We start from the raw sequence: 16999 nt of genomic DNA, 5'->3' as shown, positions 1-16999 counted from the left end.
AGCAAAAACTGGCGACGCCAGAGCATGGTTGAATCCGGTTCGAATCTGCACAATTGTATCCATGCGCACCGAGAGCGGGCAACTTCCCCTGGGCAGAGGCGATGATCCATTGCCGGAAGCCATGGCATCCGGCTGGAGCCGGCATGCCGGGTGAGGCCTGGACCTTCGAGTGTGCCAGGAGTGGATACGGGGCGAATTCAGGTCCTTCAGGGCGGCCTGACGCCCGGGAATAATATCGCGATCTTCTGAGGCCCCCGCCCGGGCCGCGATCGCGTCATGTTTCTCATCTCCAGAGGGTGAAAACAGCAGGCGGCGCTGATGCGTCCCGAAACGGCCATGAGCCGGCTTCGCGGCGGCCGGCGCTCGTGTGTTGCGCCCCTGGGCACCAGCAGCAGACCCAGCGTTCGGAGGAATGCTGGCTTCATTACACACGAGGAGAGGTTTTCGATGAATAGAACAATTTGGATTCCATGCGTATTGAGCGTACTCAGCACCATCACCGGCACGGCCCAAGCGCAGGATGCGTCCAAGGCAGGCCAGTGGAAGACGTGGGTGATTTCGTCCGGCAATGATCACGGAGTGCCGGCGCCACCGGAAGCCGCTGAGTCGCGTGGAGAGCTGGACTGGCTGCGTGAGGTCTCGAAGGAGACGGATCCGCGCATTGTGGAGCAGATGCGGTATTGGGATTCAGGGCCGGCCTCTTACCGCTGGATGGATCTCATCACGAAGAGGCAGAGCGCGGGCCAACCCGTGGGCCGGTCGATGGTGCATGCATATACGTATGTTTCGCTGGCCATCTACGATGCAACGGTGGCGGCGTGGAATGCGAAGTATGCGTATCAACGCGCACGGCCGTCGCAGGTAGACCCGTCGATTCAGCCGCGGGTCCCGGTTCCACACAGTCCTTCCTATCCGTCCGATTATGCAGCAACGGCGGCGGCAGCGGCAGGCGTGATGGCGTACCTGGTGCCGGCCGAAGCGGCCTACTTTCATGGCCTGGCAGAGGAGGCGGGCAAGTCCCGTTTGTACGCCGGGGTGGAGTACCCGTCGGACTATCTGGCCGGATGGGAGTTGGGGATGCGCGTGGCGGAGCAGGTGATCGCCAAGATCAGGGCGGACGGATCGGACCTGGTGTGGTCGGGCACGGTGCCGACGGGTGCGTGTCTTTGGACCGGGACGAATCCCGCCAATATTGCGGCTGCGAACTGGAAGCCGCTGTTGCTGAGCACTCCGTCGGAGTTCCGGCCCCAGCCGCCGCCGGCCTGTACGTCAGCCGAAGTGCAGGCGGACCTGGCGGGTGTGAAGAACTTCCCACGGGCGTTAACGTCGGCGAATCTGAGCACCAACGCCCGGGCGCTGTACTGGCAGACTCCGGAGGGTGTCTTCCCGTGGGCCTTCGCGCAATTGAGCCGTTGGGTTCTCGAGGACAAGCTCGAGTCGAATCCACCCAAGGCGGCGCGCGCATATGCGCTGCTGGGCGCAGTGGGGTTCGACGCTTTCATCGCCAGCCAGGATGGCAAGTTTGCTTACTGGTACCCGCGGCCGGCCCAGTTGGATCCTTCGCTGGCTCCGCTGTTTCCGGCGCCAAACTTCCCGTCTTATCCGTCGAACCACTCCACGTTTTCGACAGCTCGATCGGAAGTGCTGGCTTATCTGTTCCCGGACAGGGCCCAGGCGATCCGGGCGCTGGGCAAAGAGGCGGGTGACTCGCGCATTTGGGCGGGCATCCATTTCGAAATGGACAACCAGGCCGGCGTGACGCTGGGCAGGAACATCGCCCACAAATTCATTGCGTGGGCGGAGAACGACGGATCCCAGCAGTAAACGAATCTTACCCAGGAAGAAACAGACATCATGCACACAACAGCAACACAACAACAGAACAGTCCCGAGTTCGACGCGCTGAAGGCGCGGCTGAAGACGACCTGGATGACCGGAAACTATGACGTCTTCTCGCGCTTCATGCAGAAGGGCGCGGAGGAGTTCTTCAGCCGGTTGGGAGTCGCGCCCGGTGCGCGCCTGCTGGACGTCGGGTGCGGAGCGGGCCAACTGGCACTGATTGCGGCCAGGGCCGGCGCGCAGGTGACCGGTTGCGACATTGCGACGAACTGGCTGGAGCAGGCCAATTTGCGCGCCATGGCAGAAGACCTGGATGCGATCTTCGAAGAGGGCGATGCCGAGGCGCTGCCGTACCGCGACGAGCAGTTCGATGTCGTCGTGAGCCTGATCGGGGCCATGTTCGCGCCGCGACCGGAGCGCGTGGCGGCCGAACTGATCCGCGTGTGCCGGCCCGGCGGGCTCATCGCCATGGCCAATTGGACACCCGGCGGCTTCGTCGGCCAGATGTTCAAGACGATTGCCCGGCACATCGCTCCGTCGGGTATGCCATCGCCCGTACTGTGGGGCGACGAGGCGACGGTGCGCGAGCGTCTGGGGGACGGGACCACCGGCCTGACCTGCACACGCCATCAATACCGGTTCCAGTATCCCTTCCCACCGGCCCAGGTGGTGGAGTTCTTCCGCGAACATTATGGACCAATGACGCGAGCCTTTGCGTCGTTGGACGGGGAAGCGCAGAAGACGCTGAGGAATGAACTGGTGCAACTGTGGACGGCTCACAACAAGGCTGTCGATGGAGCCACCAGTGTCGATGCTGAGTATCTGGAAGTCATCGCCACACGCGGCTGGTGACCTGGCTGCCTGAACAGGCAGGACAGAAGTCGCCGGTGCGGGAGCCGCGGGCCCCAGCGTCTCGTTTGGGCGGATGTTCCGTCCAAACGGGCGCCGGGACTTTGGGATTACGGCCAATGGTGAGATGATTTAGGACGGTGACCGCTGAATTACGCAGGCGGGCAAGCGGGCTGGTCCCGTTGCCCCTGCGGCAGCAGGGAGCGCATTGCTTTGCGATTCTCCTGACCCTGTCGATCTTCCTGCCATCTTGCTGTATCCCGGCCCAGGCCGCACAGGTGTCGCAGACGCCCCTGCCGGTTGTGATCTCTGTTCCAGACACGCCAGCCGGCGCGCTCGCCCAGATTCGCTTCGCACTGCGCTCACCCCACCCCATCGCCAGCGGACACGTGACTGTGGACTTCGACCCCGCTGTGTTCGGGCCCGCCGCTGCAGTCGACGTGTTCAGCGCCTACGGGGACCAGATGGGCCTGGCACGCCTGGATGGCCACCATGTGGAGATCTTCTTCAGTTCGCCCATGGGGGGCATTGGGCGGCTACCCGGAGTTCCTGCATTTACGATCACCGTGCCTGTACTGGTGAGCGCCAGGGTGGGCGACGGCACTGCCATCACGGCGAACTTTGCCGGCAAACCGTGGAAGGACGTGCAGGGTTATCAGTATCTGCCGGAGGGGGAGCCCGGCCAATTGCGGGTCGGCGGCAGCCTGGTGATAGAGGCCGTGACACCTGGAGGCGGGCTGCTGCCCGCGGGGACGCGGGTGCGGATCGAGGGGCTGGGCTTCACCGCGCAGACCACGATTGAAATCGAAGGGGCCGTGGTGGAGGCCGCTGTATACAACGGGCCGAAGGCGATGGAGGTGACCCTGGCGTCTCCAGCCGATTTGACCGGCAAGCGGGTGGTGGCACGCAATCCGGATGGGACGCTGGCGGACTTTTTCTCCTCCCTCCGCGGGCATGCCGGCACGGGCTTTCCAGGCGCGGAGTTCCAGCCGGTCTTTCCATCGCGCACGGCCCTGCTGGCCAGCGGATGGCCGATGGTGCAGAACGCCTCCACAGAAGCCATCGATGTTACCTACGTAGCCCGCATCGGCGCAGGCGCTTACCTGCAGTATCCGACCGCGACCGGCCGGCTTGAGCCCGGAGAAATCGCGGCAGGTCCGCCGGTGTCCCTGGCCAATCGCGTTGCCCCCTCGTGGGCCTTGACGCTTTCCGCATCGAAGCCGGTGAGGATGATGACTCTCCGGGCTCCGGGTCCAGAGGAGGGTGGATTGGAGGGAGAATTGATTCCGCAGGCGGCCTGGTCAGTGGCGCCCGTCCTGCACGCCACTTGGACCGATGGCAAGCCGGTTTGCTTCGAGGATATGTCCGCGGAGGTAACCGAAGACCCGGCCTGCGTGGCGTGGCCGGTCGGTCCGACGCGGCCCAATGCCCTGTCGCTGAACGTGCGGGCATCGGCATCGCCGGTGCAGGTGACTGCCTCCGTGTCGACCAATGACGCGGGTCCGTGGCTATCCATCTCGCCCGAGCACGCAACGGTGTGCGGGGATTCCGCCAATTGCCAGCCCACGCCGTTCAGTGTGCGGTTGAATTCGTTGGGACTTGCGCCCGGCGAATACTCAGGAACGCTCCACTTCACGTCCAGCGGCTCCAGTTATCCACCGCTCGCAGTACCGGTGATCCTACGCGTCGCGGCCAGCGTCATCTCAGTGAAGCCGGCGGGTAGCGTGATCTTCACGGCCAATGCCGATGGTTCAGGCGCGGCGCCGGTCGAACTGAAGGTCACCAGCAGCGGGGCGCCGGCCCTGATCTCGGCCGGCATACTGAAGGAGCAGAAGGATGGAGAATGGCTGTCCATCTTTCCAACGGAGGCGACCACACCGGCGACGCTCACGGTGACCGCCAATCCCGCCGCGCTGCGCAAAGGCCTCTCCGCAGCGCTGAACTACGTCCGGATCGTGGGGCCAGCCAATGGGGTCGCGAGGCTGGCGGGGCTCTATCTGCCTTCCCAGCCAGTCACGCCGGCGATCACCACGAGTGCGGGCGGCAATCCGGTGATGTTCTGGCTCGAAGCGGGCAGCAGCATGCCCTCGACACGGTTCCTCAGCACAGGGCCCAACCCACCCGACAAAGTCAGCATCGACACCGAAGACAGCGGCGAATGGCTCAGTGCGGCGCTCGCCACCGGCCCCACTGGAGCGAAGGGGGTCCTGATTGCGGCGGACGCGACTGCCCTGCCCGCCGGAGTGTACCGAGGCAACATCGTAATGTCCTCGACAACTCACGCCGAGTACACGCCCGCCCAGGTTGCCGTGACGCTTGTGGCCTGGCAGGATCCCCCACCGCTGACTGTTTCGCCCGGGGCACTGAGGAGCTCCATCCCCAGTGGGGGTGCAACAGCAAGCGAGTGCGGCCCGGGCTTCAAACTTCAAATCAGCAGCAACGGCCTGCCGGTCGGCGCGACGGCCACCGCGTCGACGGCGGATGACAACATGTGGCTGAAAGTGCAGGGCGCGTCGTATGCGGAGATTTGTGTCGCGGTGGATGCCCGGGCACTGCCGCCCGGAGAATACTCGGGAACCATCCGGATCACCGCGCCCTCTGGTTCGCAGAACGGAGCCAGTGTGCCTGTTGCCCTGAATGTCACCCCGGCCACACTGCCCGGGCTGACTGGAGCGCCTCCGTTCGGCTTCACGGTCGTCAATCGCGCTTCCCAGACGGTGCAGCCGCTGGCTGCCGGCGAAGTGATTTCTGTCCTGGGCCTGGATCTCGGACCAGCGGGCGGAATTGCGTCCAGCCCTGACGAAGAGGGCAGACTGCCTGAGGAAGCCGGCGGCGCCCGCCTGTTGTTCGACGGCGTTCCAGCTCCGCTGCTCTTCGTTTCGCAATCGGAGATCCAGGCTGTGGTGCCTTACGAGATCGAAGACCGGCCGTTCGTCGAAGTAGCAGTGGAGTTCCAGGGGCTGCGTGCCGTGCTGGGCAGTATGCCGGTCGCGCAAACGGCGCCGGGCATCTTCACCACTGACGGCTCGGGGCAAGGCCAGGCGGATGCCATGAATCAGGACACTTCCCGGAACAGTGCCGGAAACCCGGCGGACCGGGGCACCACGATCGCTGTGCTGGCCACGGGTCTGGGGCAGACGGTACCAGCGGGCTCGACGGGAACAATCACCAGGGACGGACGGAAGAGACCAATACTGGAGTTAACCGCGGCGGTGGACGGAGTGGAGGCAGTGGTCGTGGATACGTGCTCAGTTTCCGGCCAGGTGGAGGGCATCCTGCGGGTGGAATTACGAATCCCGGAGGATGTGAAACCGGGTCCGGATGTGCCTGTCTTGCTGCGGGTGGGTGCAGCGTCGAGTCCGGAACGAGCGACGATTGCGGTCAGGTAGCGGCTGCCGGCCCCGCAATCACTCCCAAGTCAATCACCAATCCCGCCGATGAGTACCTCCTGGATAAACGCGGCTTTGCCCGCCGTGTACGACGCAGTGTCATCGGAGTGAAGCGCGGCTAGTGCGATCTTGAGTTCCGCGTAGCGAAGGCGAAGGTCTACCCGGCGGCGGAGTGCATCGCGAAAGGCCAGGTAGCCCCGCCACTGCTTACTGCCACCGAGGACGACGTGCAGGTGAATGGTCCGGACGTCTGGAGCGGATTCGACGATGAAGAGATGGCCGCCCGTCTCAGCGCGATGGCCGCGATAACAATAGCCCATCGACGCCAACCGCGGGATGAGGTCCGGAAGGACGTCGAAGGTCAAGACGGCCGCGGCCAGGTCGAGGACCGGCTTCGCGGGCAAGCCAGGTATTGCCGTACTGCCAACATGCTGGGTCTCGACGAATAGATCGCCGGCTTCGTTTTGGAGGGCAAGGCACGCGGCGCCGGCAAGCACGGTCCATTCAGGGTCGAAATCGACGAGCTTGACAGTCCGGCGCCTGAGTCCGATCATCGGGAACCCCCCGATCTCAGATTAGGCTGGCAACAGAGTGAGTGGGGTGCGATGAAATGCCCCGGCTGGTTCCCGGACACAGCTCAATCGAAGGCGCCCACGCGGAGGGTGACGTGCATACCAGGTTGACCGGGAACCTAGCCCAGCGAAAAGTCAGGCTGTGGGCACAGGATCCGCAGGCATTTGCTCAGGCATGTTCTCCAGGCCCGCCAGTGGATCGGGCCATGGCAACTTCATGCCGAAGGTGCGAGCGTAGGCGATGGCTTGCCCCATGTGTTCATGGGTGTGCACCAGCATCCGGAGATACAGGCGGCGGCGCGTGGTTTCCTCTCCAATGAAACTACGTGGCTGCTCCAGCATCGCGTCACTGGAGTCGAGCCAGGCAAGCTGGACCGCCTCCAGCGAGCGTCGTAGAAAATCAATCGTGCCCGGCTTATCCACGATGGCGCGTTCCGTGGCCAGATTCCTGCGGACCATGGCCAGGCGCTGGACTGGATCGTCCGGCTCCCACTCCCCATACAACTCAATGCCGGTTGCGGTTCGGACTCCGGCGAGGTGGAGCAGACAGAAGTTGGCAACGGCGATGTGAACCAGGACGGCGGAGAAGGGGCGGGTGCCCGGAGCCGGGCTCCATTCATACAATTGCGTGGGGGCGGCATCGGCCAGGGCGAGAAGCTGCGTCCGGGCCATGTCCAGTTCCCCGAGGTACTCACCAGGAAAGCCAGGGATGCGCGGCATGATGTCCGGCACTGTACTCCGCGGTGCGGAGGGGCGCAAGGGGATTGTCAGGATGGAGCGAACAGCCCCTCCGCGTAGCACCATGGCGCGAACTACGGCTTCGCGGGGTCTTGCGTGCGCTTCAACCAGGTATTCCCGAAGTAGCTGAGGCCGGAGAAGTCCACGGAATCCTCAAACGTGGGGACGAACCGCTCGCGTCGAAATTCAGGATGTGCCTCCAGGAACTCGTCCACCGCGACGCCCGGATTGTCCTGGCTCCAGGTACGTTCTCCATTGGGGAGTTCGGCCAGTTGCGCCAGGTTGCTGTCGGCGACGACAAGATAGGAGCCGCCGCTGACCAGCGGTGCGAAGTTCCTCAGTTCACCGGCGACATGTTGTTTGTGGTGATCGCTGTCCAGAAAAACGAAGGTTGACTCTCCTGGTGCTACCAGTGAACTCACGGCCGCGCCGGTGCCGGGCGCACTGGAATCACCCTCCACCAAGGTCACGAGACCGGCCGCATGCTCGTCAATCGCAGCCCGTACCTCGCTCCGGAGTTCCGATTCCACCGAGATCACACGGCCATGCCCCATCAGTTTGCAGAGTGACGCAAACCAGAGCGTGCTGCCGCCGTCATAGACGCCTGTCTCCACAATCACTGCAGGCCGCAGCCGCCAAACCGCCTCAGCCAGCCGGAGCATATCGTCCGGCAATTGGAGGAACTGCCGCCCCAACCACGAGAACGTCGCCCAATGCTCGAGATTCCAGCCGAGTTTCAGCCACTCGCGCGACAATATATGAAAGGCGTCCGGGCTATGCAGCGGATAATTCGTCTGGTGGCCGCCCACCGCCACGGAAAGCGTCGACGCTTCTGTATTAATTGTGATGATCATGAATTCGTCCCCCTGGGATCGCGAAGAGATGGAGCGGCACGACGCCGAGGCCGCGGCACAGTTCCCCGGACCGGACTACCGTCTGGTGATGGAGTGGCTGCACGAGTTGCTGAAGCCGCGGGTGTATGTGGAGATTGGCGTGTATTGTGGGGATACGCTGCGTCTCGCCGCGGGCGCCGAAATTGCCGTGGGCGTGGACCCGGCCGCACAGATGCCACCCAACCATCCGGCAGAGGTGCGAATCTTCCGCACGACCAGCGACGAGTTCTTCCAGAGCGGCGCACTGCGGGAGATCTGCGCTCACGGCCCCGTTGATCTGGCTTTCATCGATGGTCTTCACCTGTTTGAGCAGGTGATGAAGGACTTTCACGGCCTGGCCCGGTACGCAGGGCCAAACAGCGTCATCGCCATCCATGACAGCATCCCTTTGAACGCCGAGACGTCCACTCGCGAGCGCAGCACGGAATTCTACACGGGGGACGTGTGGAAGGCCGTAGCTTGCCTGCACGCGCACCGGCCCGAATTGAGGATCCTCACCGTGCCTGCCGCCCCCACGGGTCTCACCTTGATCCGAGGCTTCGGCGGGGAAGGCTCGCCTTTCCCGGACCTGGACCCGATGGAACTCAACCGGTTTCTGCATCTGGATTGGACGTACTTTCGAGACAACCACCAGCACTTCCTGAATCTCGCGCCAAACGAACTCTCCACACTTCAGTCTTTCTGCCAATAGACCCCCGTCCAGTCGACGGCCCGCAATTCCGGACGCAAGCCGTGCTGTGCCAGGTACTCGTCCACCGCCAACCGGCAACCGGGGATGCACCCATAGTCGTCCACGATCACAAAGCCTCCGGGTGAGACTTTCGGGTAAAGATATCGCAGGACATCCTGTGTGGATTCATAGAGATCGGCGTCGATGCGCAGCAGGGCCAGGCTCCGCACCGGAGCAGAGGGGAGTGTGTCGCGAAAGAGTCCCTCGAGGAAGTGAACCTGCTTATCCAACAGACCGTAGCGGGCGAAGTGGTCCTTCACCCTGGCCAGGGAAACGGCAAGGTTGGGAAAGCGATCGGCGCTCAGATCCTCGCCCTCATCCTGAGGCAGGCGGGACGCGGGGACCCCGGCGAAGGAGTCGGCGGCCCAAACATGACGCCCGGTGATGCCGTGCGCCTTGAGGAAGCCCCGCATGAAGATGGGGACCCCGCCCTGCCAGACACCACACTCCATCAGATCGCCGGGAATCTGCTCGCGCAGGACCTGCTCGAGGCACGCTTCCACGTTGGTGAGCCGCAACCGCCCCACCATGGTGTGCTGATAGCCGAGGTTCTCCACACGATCCTCAATGAAGCGTCCGATGGAACTCAATGCCCTGAACGTGCGGCAGAAGTCAGGCAATTCGTCTTCGATGCGGAGTTCAGTCTGCCAACGATACGGACGGGAGTCCCGGGCGCACTCACGCAGATAGAGGATGCGGGCTTCGTTCTCCCAGTAAAGCTCACCGAGCAGGCTCTTCTTCAGCAACTCGAGATATAGCGTTTCCATGAACCCAGCACTTCCTCATCGGTTAGGGGAGCCCGCTGGCTCCACCATCTGCCGCGCGCGATCCGCCACATCGTCCGCCTGCCGGTGAACGATTCGGTAACGTCCTCCGGAGCCCCGGCCAGGAGGTCCAGGACGCTGTCGAGGCGGCCCGCAGAAACCCAGTTTCGCAACTGGAAGAGCGCCCGGTTGCGCAGCCACATGGCCTCCACCTGCGCCGGCGTGAAGAACCGCCTCACGGTGGCGCCCTGCTCATGATGAACGGCCGAATCGGCACAAAACAGGCTCCGGTACCCGAGCTTGCGGGCGCGCCAGCCCCATTCGACGTCTTCCCAGTAGAAGCGGTCATAGGCGTCACAATCGATCAACCGGGCAAGCAGGCGCGTCTGGAAGAGCGACGCCCCTCCGCCGCATAGAATCCCTCCACACTCGCAGCGGAGCGAGGGATGCAATCGGAAATCGTCGCCAGGCCGTCTTCGTCCTTGAGGTCCGACCAGTTGGTCTCTTCCCGGAACCGGGTGGTGTCGTTCAGAAAGATCTGCGAAGCGACGGAGAAGATCCCTGGCGCACGGTGCACGGCGACGGCGGCCAAGGCATCGGTCTCCAGCAAGGCATCACTGTTGAGGAGGTAGACCCAGTCGTTGTGGGCGGATTTGAGCCCGGCGTGTACGGCCCGCGCAAACCCCAGCGGCCGCTCGCTGAACACCCACTGCACAGCCGGGTTCTGCGCGCGCAATGCGGCATACTCATGGGCCGGCGCCCCGTTCACGACAACGACCACCTGCAGCGGTTCCAGCAACCGGACACCGGCGGCGGCCACGCTACCAAGACAAGCGGCCAGATCGGCGGGACTATCCCGTTCGGGAATCAGCACGGTCATGCCAGGCCGCGCCATCGGCAGCGGTGTAATCCCGCGAGCCGGGAGAGCCTGCTTCGCCGCTGCCACAAACCGGTCAACCCGGTGAATCCAGTCCTCGAGGGAAGCCAGAGACTGCCGGCGCTTCCGCTGAAGCACGCTGTCGACGTGCGGCTTGGAGGCCAGCAGCACCATGGCGAACCCGAGATCGCGCTGATCAGCGCCGACGCCGCGCTCACTGGGCCGGTAGATGTGACGAGTGCGGAATTCGAGAGTCCATGGTCCGGGCTCGGCCGGCCGTATGGGGAAATCCAAGCCAAACGGCATGATCTCGGCGAAAGGATTGGAGACGACACCGGCGGGCCGGCCGTTGCAACGGATCGCAAGTTCGTTCGCTTCGGATTCGCGGCCAGGGGGTAGAAGTCCGGAAACATGGATGGAGCACGATGATTGGAGCGGCGCGAGCACGGCCGTGGCACTCTGCGTGGACCAGATATGCTCCTCGCCCTCGGGCCCATGCCAACCGTGGGCGAGTTGTGCGCTGCCGCCGCGTTCGGCATGAATCGAGGGCTGCAATTCCGATGGCTGGTAAGCGGTCTTCCAGGCACAGTTCCGGCATTCGGCGATTTCGCCGCGACGGTAGCGGCCACGGAACTCGCGGTAAAGGGGGCCGTTCCAGATCTCTTCCGGCTCCTGGTGTAGCAGGTTGCCCATGGGCTGCCGGTCGAGAACTTCGCAGACGACGACATCCCCATTCGACAGCACATGCGCCGTGTCCCAGGGATTCTGCTCGCAAGTGTGGATGGCCCCACCCTCGGGCAGAGGCCAAGCATAGGCGATGGGCACCTGCCCCAGGCGTGGCGGATCGCTGGAGGGGAGCGGACTGGAGAGGGTCAGGCAAACTTCCGGATGCTGCCGGCGGGTGGCGTCCATCTGCTGGTCCAGGCGGGCGCGGAAGTCCGGACGCGGTACTCCGGCCGCGTCCAGTTCCAGGGAGAAGGACTCGGGAATGGGGTCGCGGCGCAGGATGGGGAAGACCATGACGTCGCGCAGGCCCAGTGTTTGAGCCAGGTCAGCCACAGCCGGCAGTTCCGCCAGATTCCTGTCCATTGCGACAAAGGCAAGATCGACCACCGGCGGGTTGGGCAGCGCGCCGCAGCAGGAGAGAAACCGCTCGAGTTTCGCGCGCTGGTCAGCGAAAGAGCCGTGACGGTAGATGCCGGCGTAAAGCTGCGGATCCGTGGTGTGGACGGACACGGTCAACCGGTTCAAGCCGCTGGCGGCGAGCAGCGGCAGCATCTCCTCCGATAGCGGCGAGAGCACCGAAACCAATTCGACATAGGCGCCCACGGAACGGGCCATCTGGATTGCTGGGATGAGCTGGGGGTAATAGGTGGATTCGCCAGAATAATTAAGCATCAGGCGGCGCGGATCCACAAGGGACCGCACTAATTTTTCGAATACCTGGAACGGAAAATGCTGCCCGCCGCCACGCCGCAATTTCCGCGAACAGAACACGCAATCGAATGCGCACTTGGAAGTGAGTTCAATCCACAGCGACCTTGGCGTCTGAGCTGGCGGAGCGGGCAGAACCTGCGTATTCACCATGCCTAACTGCTAGTGTATCGCTCAGGGCCGGGTGGCGTCGTGTGTAGATGAGCGGAGAAAGAGGGCGATAACCAGCAGGCGTCCACGAAGGAAACACGAATCCCCGCCCTGCCCACTTGCATCCCAGAATCCGGACGCCTGCGGCGCGGTGCCGGGATGTATAATTGCCGCAAGAGCGGAATTCACGATCTTTGTCGTAAATCGATGGCTATTGAAGATGACATTCTGCGCCTGGATGTGCACGCGGCCGCCGGCATTGTCTCGCCGGAACAGGCTTACATCGAAATGGCGATAGTGCTGGACCGCCGCACGCAGCAGCGGAACAGCGGGTGGAGCCAGGAGGAGGTACGCGAGCGGTGGGCGCGCCGCATTGCGGCCGTACTGGAAGACGAGTTGGGTGCCCGTGGAGCGGACCTGACACAACAGGTCGAATCCGTCAAACAGCGGCTTCCGGGCGAGCTCTTCACTGAACTTCAGAATCTGGCATTGGTCGCCAGCACGGAGGAGCCCCAGGATCCTGTCAAGAGAAGCATCGAAGCGCTGCGGAAGCTCCTGCGGCTGCGTCCTCGCAAACCGGCCAAGCTCTGGCCTCATCCGATGAAGTGTTGCGGCTCTGTACGGGAAATCTGCAGTTACCGCTCTGGCCCCAATGGCCGATATGCGGCCCTGATGGATCTTGATGGGCGGATCCTCACCCTCACGTCAGACCAGCCGGCCGAAATCGCAGCCGGAGACGTGATCACCGTCGCCGGGGCTGATCGGAATCGTGCCACTCTCTACCAGCAAGGGGCGGGCCCACTCCAGATCGAGACGCTCCCCTTCAGGCGCTATTTCGTGATCGGCGCCCTGGAATCGGCGCTGGGCCTGGCGGGCCTCATCTTGGCCGTGGCGTTCAGCGTGCGCAGTGTTCAGGGAGGCGAATCCTGGCTGGACCTCTGGAAGTACTTGCTGCTTGCCTTCTTTTCCATTGCGAGCCTCGCCGTCGGAGGCTGCACCCTCATCGTGACGAACGTGGCATTCTGCGTCGGCTTTCGGCTGAGAAAGGCGAAGGATCTCGACTGATCGGCCCCGAACCGGACACCTGGGCCTCCGCGCATACGGTGGCCGCTGGACCTGGAGGCCGCGCTGAAATTCACGGGAGAGCAGGCAGAAGCTGGCGACGGCGATGTGAACCAGGACGGCGGAGAAGGGGCGGGTGCCCGGAGCCGGGCTCCATTCATACAATTGCGTGGGAGCGGCATCGGCCAGGGCGAGAAGCTGCGTCCGGGCCATGTCCAGTTCCCTGAGGTACTCACCAGGAAAGCCAGGGATGCGCGGCATGATGTCCGGCACGGTACTGCGTGGTGCGGGCGCGCGCAAGGGGACGGGCAGGTGTATGTCGCCAAGATGCGATCTGTCCCGTCCGTTTCACACATGATCTGTCCGCTCGAGCCGGGCGGCCGTTCAAAGTTGCCGGGCGAAAGCCGTCAAGCAGTGCCTGACGGAAGAAATGGAACGCATGATCGAACCTCATGATCTTCTGCGCAAGGCGATGGGCAAAAGCTTACATGGCGCAGTGCGGCCGAGATCATAGGCGTAAGTGCTCGGACGATGCGGCACACCTTGATGAATTCTGTCGAACGGGCAAACCGAAGTGCGTCTATTGCTGCCGCAACGCCATGACCGGATCCAGCCGCGCTGCGCGTCGCCCCGGAAACCACGCCGCGACCAGCGCAACGATCAACAGTAGAATCGCGACGCCGAGATAAATCGCAGGTTCCGTCGTCGTGACGCCATACACCTGCGACTGTAGGAACCGTGTCAGCCACAGAGCGAAAACGATGCCAGTAACAATTCCGGCGCCGGTCAAAGTAATCACGTCCCGGACCACCAGCCGCAGTACGTCGGCGGGCGTAGCGCCCACCGCCATGCGGATGCCCAACTCGGATGTGCGCTGATTCACCGTGTACGAAAGAAGTCCATACAGCCCGAGGGCAGCCAACAACAATGCCAGCGCTGCGAAAGAAACCGTCGTCCAAGTGATATACCGGAGGAAGTTGTAGGAACGGTCAACCAGGTACTCGAGCGTCCGAACCTTCCATACAGACTGTTGTTTTTCGACAGCCCAGATGGCCTGCTTGACGCTCTTCGCCAGTTCCATAGGGTCGCCTTTCGTACGCACGACCAGCGTCGCAAAGTCGTACGGATCCTGCGCATACGGTCTGTACAACTGGGGTTCGTTCCCGTCGTCGAGAGCGAACTGTTTTACATCGCCGACGATGCCAACGATTGTTACAGGAGTGGAAGCCGATGCACCGGTGGATATCCTGACCTGACGCCCACGGACGTCTTGCCCTGCCCAGAAGCGGTCGGCAAACGTCCGGTTCACCAGCGCAACCGCTTGCGAATTCTCCGCATCGGCAAATGAGAAGTCGCGCCCTTTGAGCAGCGGTATGCCTGCTGTCCGGAAGTACCCCGGCGAGATGGGGTTGTAGCCGATCGCCACGGGCTCTGGGCGATCGGGCAAGGTGATCGAAATCCGGTTTGCATTTCCGCTGAACGGCAGGGCGCCCACCAAGGCTGCTGAGGCAACTCCCGGAACCGCGGCCACACTCTCGACGATGCGATACTGCACCGTGGCCTGGCGGCCTGCACTCGCGTACTTACCCGGCGCCAGACGATACTCCATCGTGAGGACCCGCTCGGCGCGGAAGCCCGGCTCGATGGCGGCCACGTTCCGCAGGCTGGCCCCCATCAGCCCTGCGCCGATCAGCAGTATCAGCGCCAGCGCAACCTGCCCGGCGACCAGCGCGTTCTGGAACCTGCGCCTTCTCGTGTCCCCCCTCTGCCGCAATGAGGCGGTTGCCTGTGTTCGGGCGTTGAATGCCGGCGCTAGTCCGAACAAAATGCCGGTTAGAATCGCTACCACCGCGAGATAGGCCAGCACCTGTGGATTCAGCCGCAACTCCGTCGATCCGACAAGATCTGGACTGTAGACGCGAAGTATCTTAATTCCGAAATCCGCAAGTATCATCCCGACGACGCCGCCTGCTCCGGCCAGCAACAGAGATTCGGTCAGGAGTTGGCGCATCAGCCGGCCCGTCTTGGCGCCCAGCGATGCGCGAATCGCGATCTCCTGTTTGCGCCCCACTGCTTTCGCCAGCAGTAGCCCTGCGATGTTGGCGCATCCCAGCAACAGGATACACGCCGCGGCCGCGCTCAGGACCAGCAACGGTTTGCGCCTGGACCCCACCGCAATCTCACTCAGCGCGCTCACGGCAACGCCACGGTCACGATTCGTTTTCGGGTATTCCTGCGCAAGCCGCAGCATGACACCCCCCAGTTCCGCACGCGCCTGCTCAATGGTTGCGCCGGGCGCCAGTCGCGCCAGCGCGAATACCGGCGTACGGGCACGATCCCGTGAATACCCGGGATAGTCGCGCACAGGCATCCATGCCTCGGCATTGGTGTAGCGCGGCCTGAAACTCTCAGGGAGGATTCCGACCACGGTGTGCGCTGCATTGTTCAGAATCAGCGATCGCCCGAGGACACTCGGGTCCGAGCCGAATCGGTCGCGCCATACGGCGTAATTCAGGACGCAAACACCCGGTCCATTCGGCTTCTCGTCTTCCGCATTGATGCCGCGGCCCAACACTGGAGTAACGCCGAGGATTCGGAAATATGAGCTACCGACGAACCCGCCGATCAGCCGGCCAGGCTCCTCAACTCCGGTAAGATTCACGCTCTGGGTCTGCTCCGCGGCGATGCCGGCGAGCGAAGGCGCCGACGCCAGAGCTTCCAAATCTGCGATTGAGATCCCCTCCTGACTGGAGTCCTTTGTCGTCCCGTAGAGTTGAAGCAGACGATCCGGCTCCGGGTACGACAGTGGGCGCAGAAGCACGGCTTCCACCGCGCTAAAGATCGCGCCGTTGACGCCGATGACCAAACCCAAAGTCACTACCACCGCGGCCGTGAAGGTGGGCTCGCGGCGCAGCCGCCTGAGACCGTACCGGAGGTCCTGAAAAATGCTTTCGATCCCGGTAAAGACGTGAAGTTCGCGCGTGCTTTCCGCCACAAGAGTCGCATTTCCGAAACGCCGTCGTGCTTCAAGGAGAGCCTCGTCTCGAGGAATGCCGTTCGCTTCAAGCTCCTCCGCTTTCAGTTCGATATGCGAACGCAGTTCATCTTGCAGGTCCTCATCCAGGCGTCGGTTCCACATGGATCGGAGTTTCATCCGTAGCATTCCAGCACCTTTTTCACCGCTAGAGTCAGTTCATCCCAGCGCTTCTGCTCAATCTCGAACTGTCGCCGCCCCGCCGCCGTCAGGCTGTACAACTTGACTCGACGGTTCGTCGACGACGTGCTCCACTCCGAAGAGATCCACCCCAATCCCTCAATGCGATGCAGCGCCGGATAGAGTGATCCTTCCTCTACCCGTAGAAAATCGTCCGATACCTGCTGTATGTGTGTCGAGATGGCATAACCATGCAGGGCACCACGCGCGGCGAGAGTCTTGAGCACCAGAAGATCGAGCGTGCCTTGCAGGTTGTCGCTTCTTAGAGGTCTAGGCATAGGCGTCTATGCGTAGAATGCCGCCACCTGAAGAAGATGTCAATAGATAAATGCGACAGGGGACCAGGAGGCGGGTATGCTTGAGCCGGGGAACGGGGCAGTTGGGCCGGCGACGGCGCAAGCCTATACGAGTCGGTTGGCGGAAGCTTGAAGGTCAGGCCGAAGTTGGCTTGAAGCGGCACGTTGGCCGAACAGGAACATCCGAAGCTC

The 16999-nt window shown here is 63.1% G+C and carries 13 protein-coding genes; 5 read left to right on the top strand and 8 right to left on the bottom strand.

The annotated features are described in order from the left end of the window. Positions 1-447 precede the first annotated feature (447 nt). The 3 genes from ACR9Y2_RS34180 to ACR9Y2_RS34170 all read left to right on the top strand — a co-directional run bounded on the left by ACR9Y2_RS34180 (position 448) and on the right by ACR9Y2_RS34170 (position 6077). The gene (locus ACR9Y2_RS34180) at positions 448-1824 is read left to right on the top strand and encodes a phosphatase PAP2 family protein (protein WP_435046393.1); all 1377 of its coding nucleotides are present in this window, start codon (positions 448-450) and stop codon (positions 1822-1824) included. 30 nt (positions 1825-1854) lie between these two features. Further along, positions 1855-2691, top strand: a complete 837-nt coding sequence (locus tag ACR9Y2_RS34175; RefSeq protein WP_435046392.1) for a class I SAM-dependent methyltransferase — start codon at positions 1855-1857, stop codon at positions 2689-2691. 137 nt (positions 2692-2828) lie between these two features. Beyond that, positions 2829-6077: a hypothetical protein gene (locus ACR9Y2_RS34170; RefSeq protein ID WP_435046391.1), complete on the top strand. Its 3249-nt coding sequence runs from the start codon at positions 2829-2831 to the stop codon at positions 6075-6077. Positions 6078-6106: 29 nt separating this feature from the next. Here ACR9Y2_RS34170 and ACR9Y2_RS34165 read toward each other — a convergent pair whose 3' ends face one another. From ACR9Y2_RS34165 to ACR9Y2_RS34155, 3 genes are all read right to left on the bottom strand, one after another. Continuing rightward, the gene (locus ACR9Y2_RS34165) at positions 6107-6631 is read right to left on the bottom strand and encodes a GrpB family protein (protein ID WP_435046390.1); all 525 of its coding nucleotides are present in this window, start codon (positions 6629-6631) and stop codon (positions 6107-6109) included. 153 nt (positions 6632-6784) lie between these two features. Next, entirely contained in the window at positions 6785-7369 is a 585-nt protein-coding gene (locus ACR9Y2_RS34160) for a DinB family protein (RefSeq protein WP_435046389.1), read from the bottom strand. A gap of 92 nt (positions 7370-7461) precedes the next feature. Further along, the gene (locus ACR9Y2_RS34155; RefSeq protein ID WP_435046388.1) at positions 7462-8241 is read right to left on the bottom strand and encodes a CmcI family methyltransferase; all 780 of its coding nucleotides are present in this window, start codon (positions 8239-8241) and stop codon (positions 7462-7464) included. On the opposite strand from ACR9Y2_RS34155, the gene ACR9Y2_RS34150 reads away from it, so the two are divergent. Then, positions 8240-8971, top strand: a complete 732-nt coding sequence (locus ACR9Y2_RS34150) for a class I SAM-dependent methyltransferase (RefSeq protein ID WP_435046387.1) — start codon at positions 8240-8242, stop codon at positions 8969-8971. The genes ACR9Y2_RS34155 and ACR9Y2_RS34150 overlap by 2 nt on opposite strands. On the opposite strand, the gene ACR9Y2_RS34145 is transcribed toward ACR9Y2_RS34150, so the two are convergent. From ACR9Y2_RS34145 to ACR9Y2_RS34135, 3 genes are read right to left on the bottom strand one after another with little or no spacing between them, the layout of a single operon-like run. Then, entirely contained in the window at positions 8953-9777 is an 825-nt protein-coding gene (locus ACR9Y2_RS34145; protein ID WP_435046386.1) for a TylF/MycF/NovP-related O-methyltransferase, read from the bottom strand. The two genes, ACR9Y2_RS34150 and ACR9Y2_RS34145, sit on opposite strands and share 19 nt — an antisense overlap. After that, entirely contained in the window at positions 9750-10142 is a 393-nt protein-coding gene (locus ACR9Y2_RS34140; RefSeq protein WP_435046385.1) for a glycosyltransferase family 2 protein, read from the bottom strand. Before ACR9Y2_RS34140 ends, ACR9Y2_RS34145 begins: the two co-directional genes overlap by 28 nt. Next, positions 10139-12238: a radical SAM protein gene (locus tag ACR9Y2_RS34135; protein WP_435046384.1), complete on the bottom strand. Its 2100-nt coding sequence runs from the start codon at positions 12236-12238 to the stop codon at positions 10139-10141. Before ACR9Y2_RS34135 ends, ACR9Y2_RS34140 begins: the two co-directional genes overlap by 4 nt. A 204-nt stretch (positions 12239-12442) precedes the next feature. On the opposite strand from ACR9Y2_RS34135, the gene ACR9Y2_RS34130 reads away from it, so the two are divergent. Further along, the gene (locus tag ACR9Y2_RS34130) at positions 12443-13300 is read left to right on the top strand and encodes a hypothetical protein (RefSeq protein WP_435046383.1); all 858 of its coding nucleotides are present in this window, start codon (positions 12443-12445) and stop codon (positions 13298-13300) included. A gap of 577 nt (positions 13301-13877) precedes the next feature. Here ACR9Y2_RS34130 and ACR9Y2_RS34125 read toward each other — a convergent pair. Together ACR9Y2_RS34125 and ACR9Y2_RS34120 are read right to left on the bottom strand one after the other, a co-directional pair. Further along, positions 13878-16436: an ADOP family duplicated permease gene (locus tag ACR9Y2_RS34125; protein WP_435046382.1), complete on the bottom strand. Its 2559-nt coding sequence runs from the start codon at positions 16434-16436 to the stop codon at positions 13878-13880. Positions 16437-16447: 11 nt separating this feature from the next. Further along, positions 16448-16789, bottom strand: a complete 342-nt coding sequence (locus ACR9Y2_RS34120; protein WP_435046381.1) for a PadR family transcriptional regulator — start codon at positions 16787-16789, stop codon at positions 16448-16450. Between the last annotated feature and the right edge of the window lie 210 nt (positions 16790-16999).

It is taken from the genome of Paludibaculum fermentans (assembly GCF_051172195.1).
GTDB classification, from domain to species: domain Bacteria; phylum Acidobacteriota; class Terriglobia; order Bryobacterales; family Bryobacteraceae; genus Paludibaculum; species Paludibaculum fermentans_A.
The sequence above is the reverse complement of the archived record's forward strand: the minus strand, read 5'-3'. Positions and strand labels throughout refer to the sequence as shown.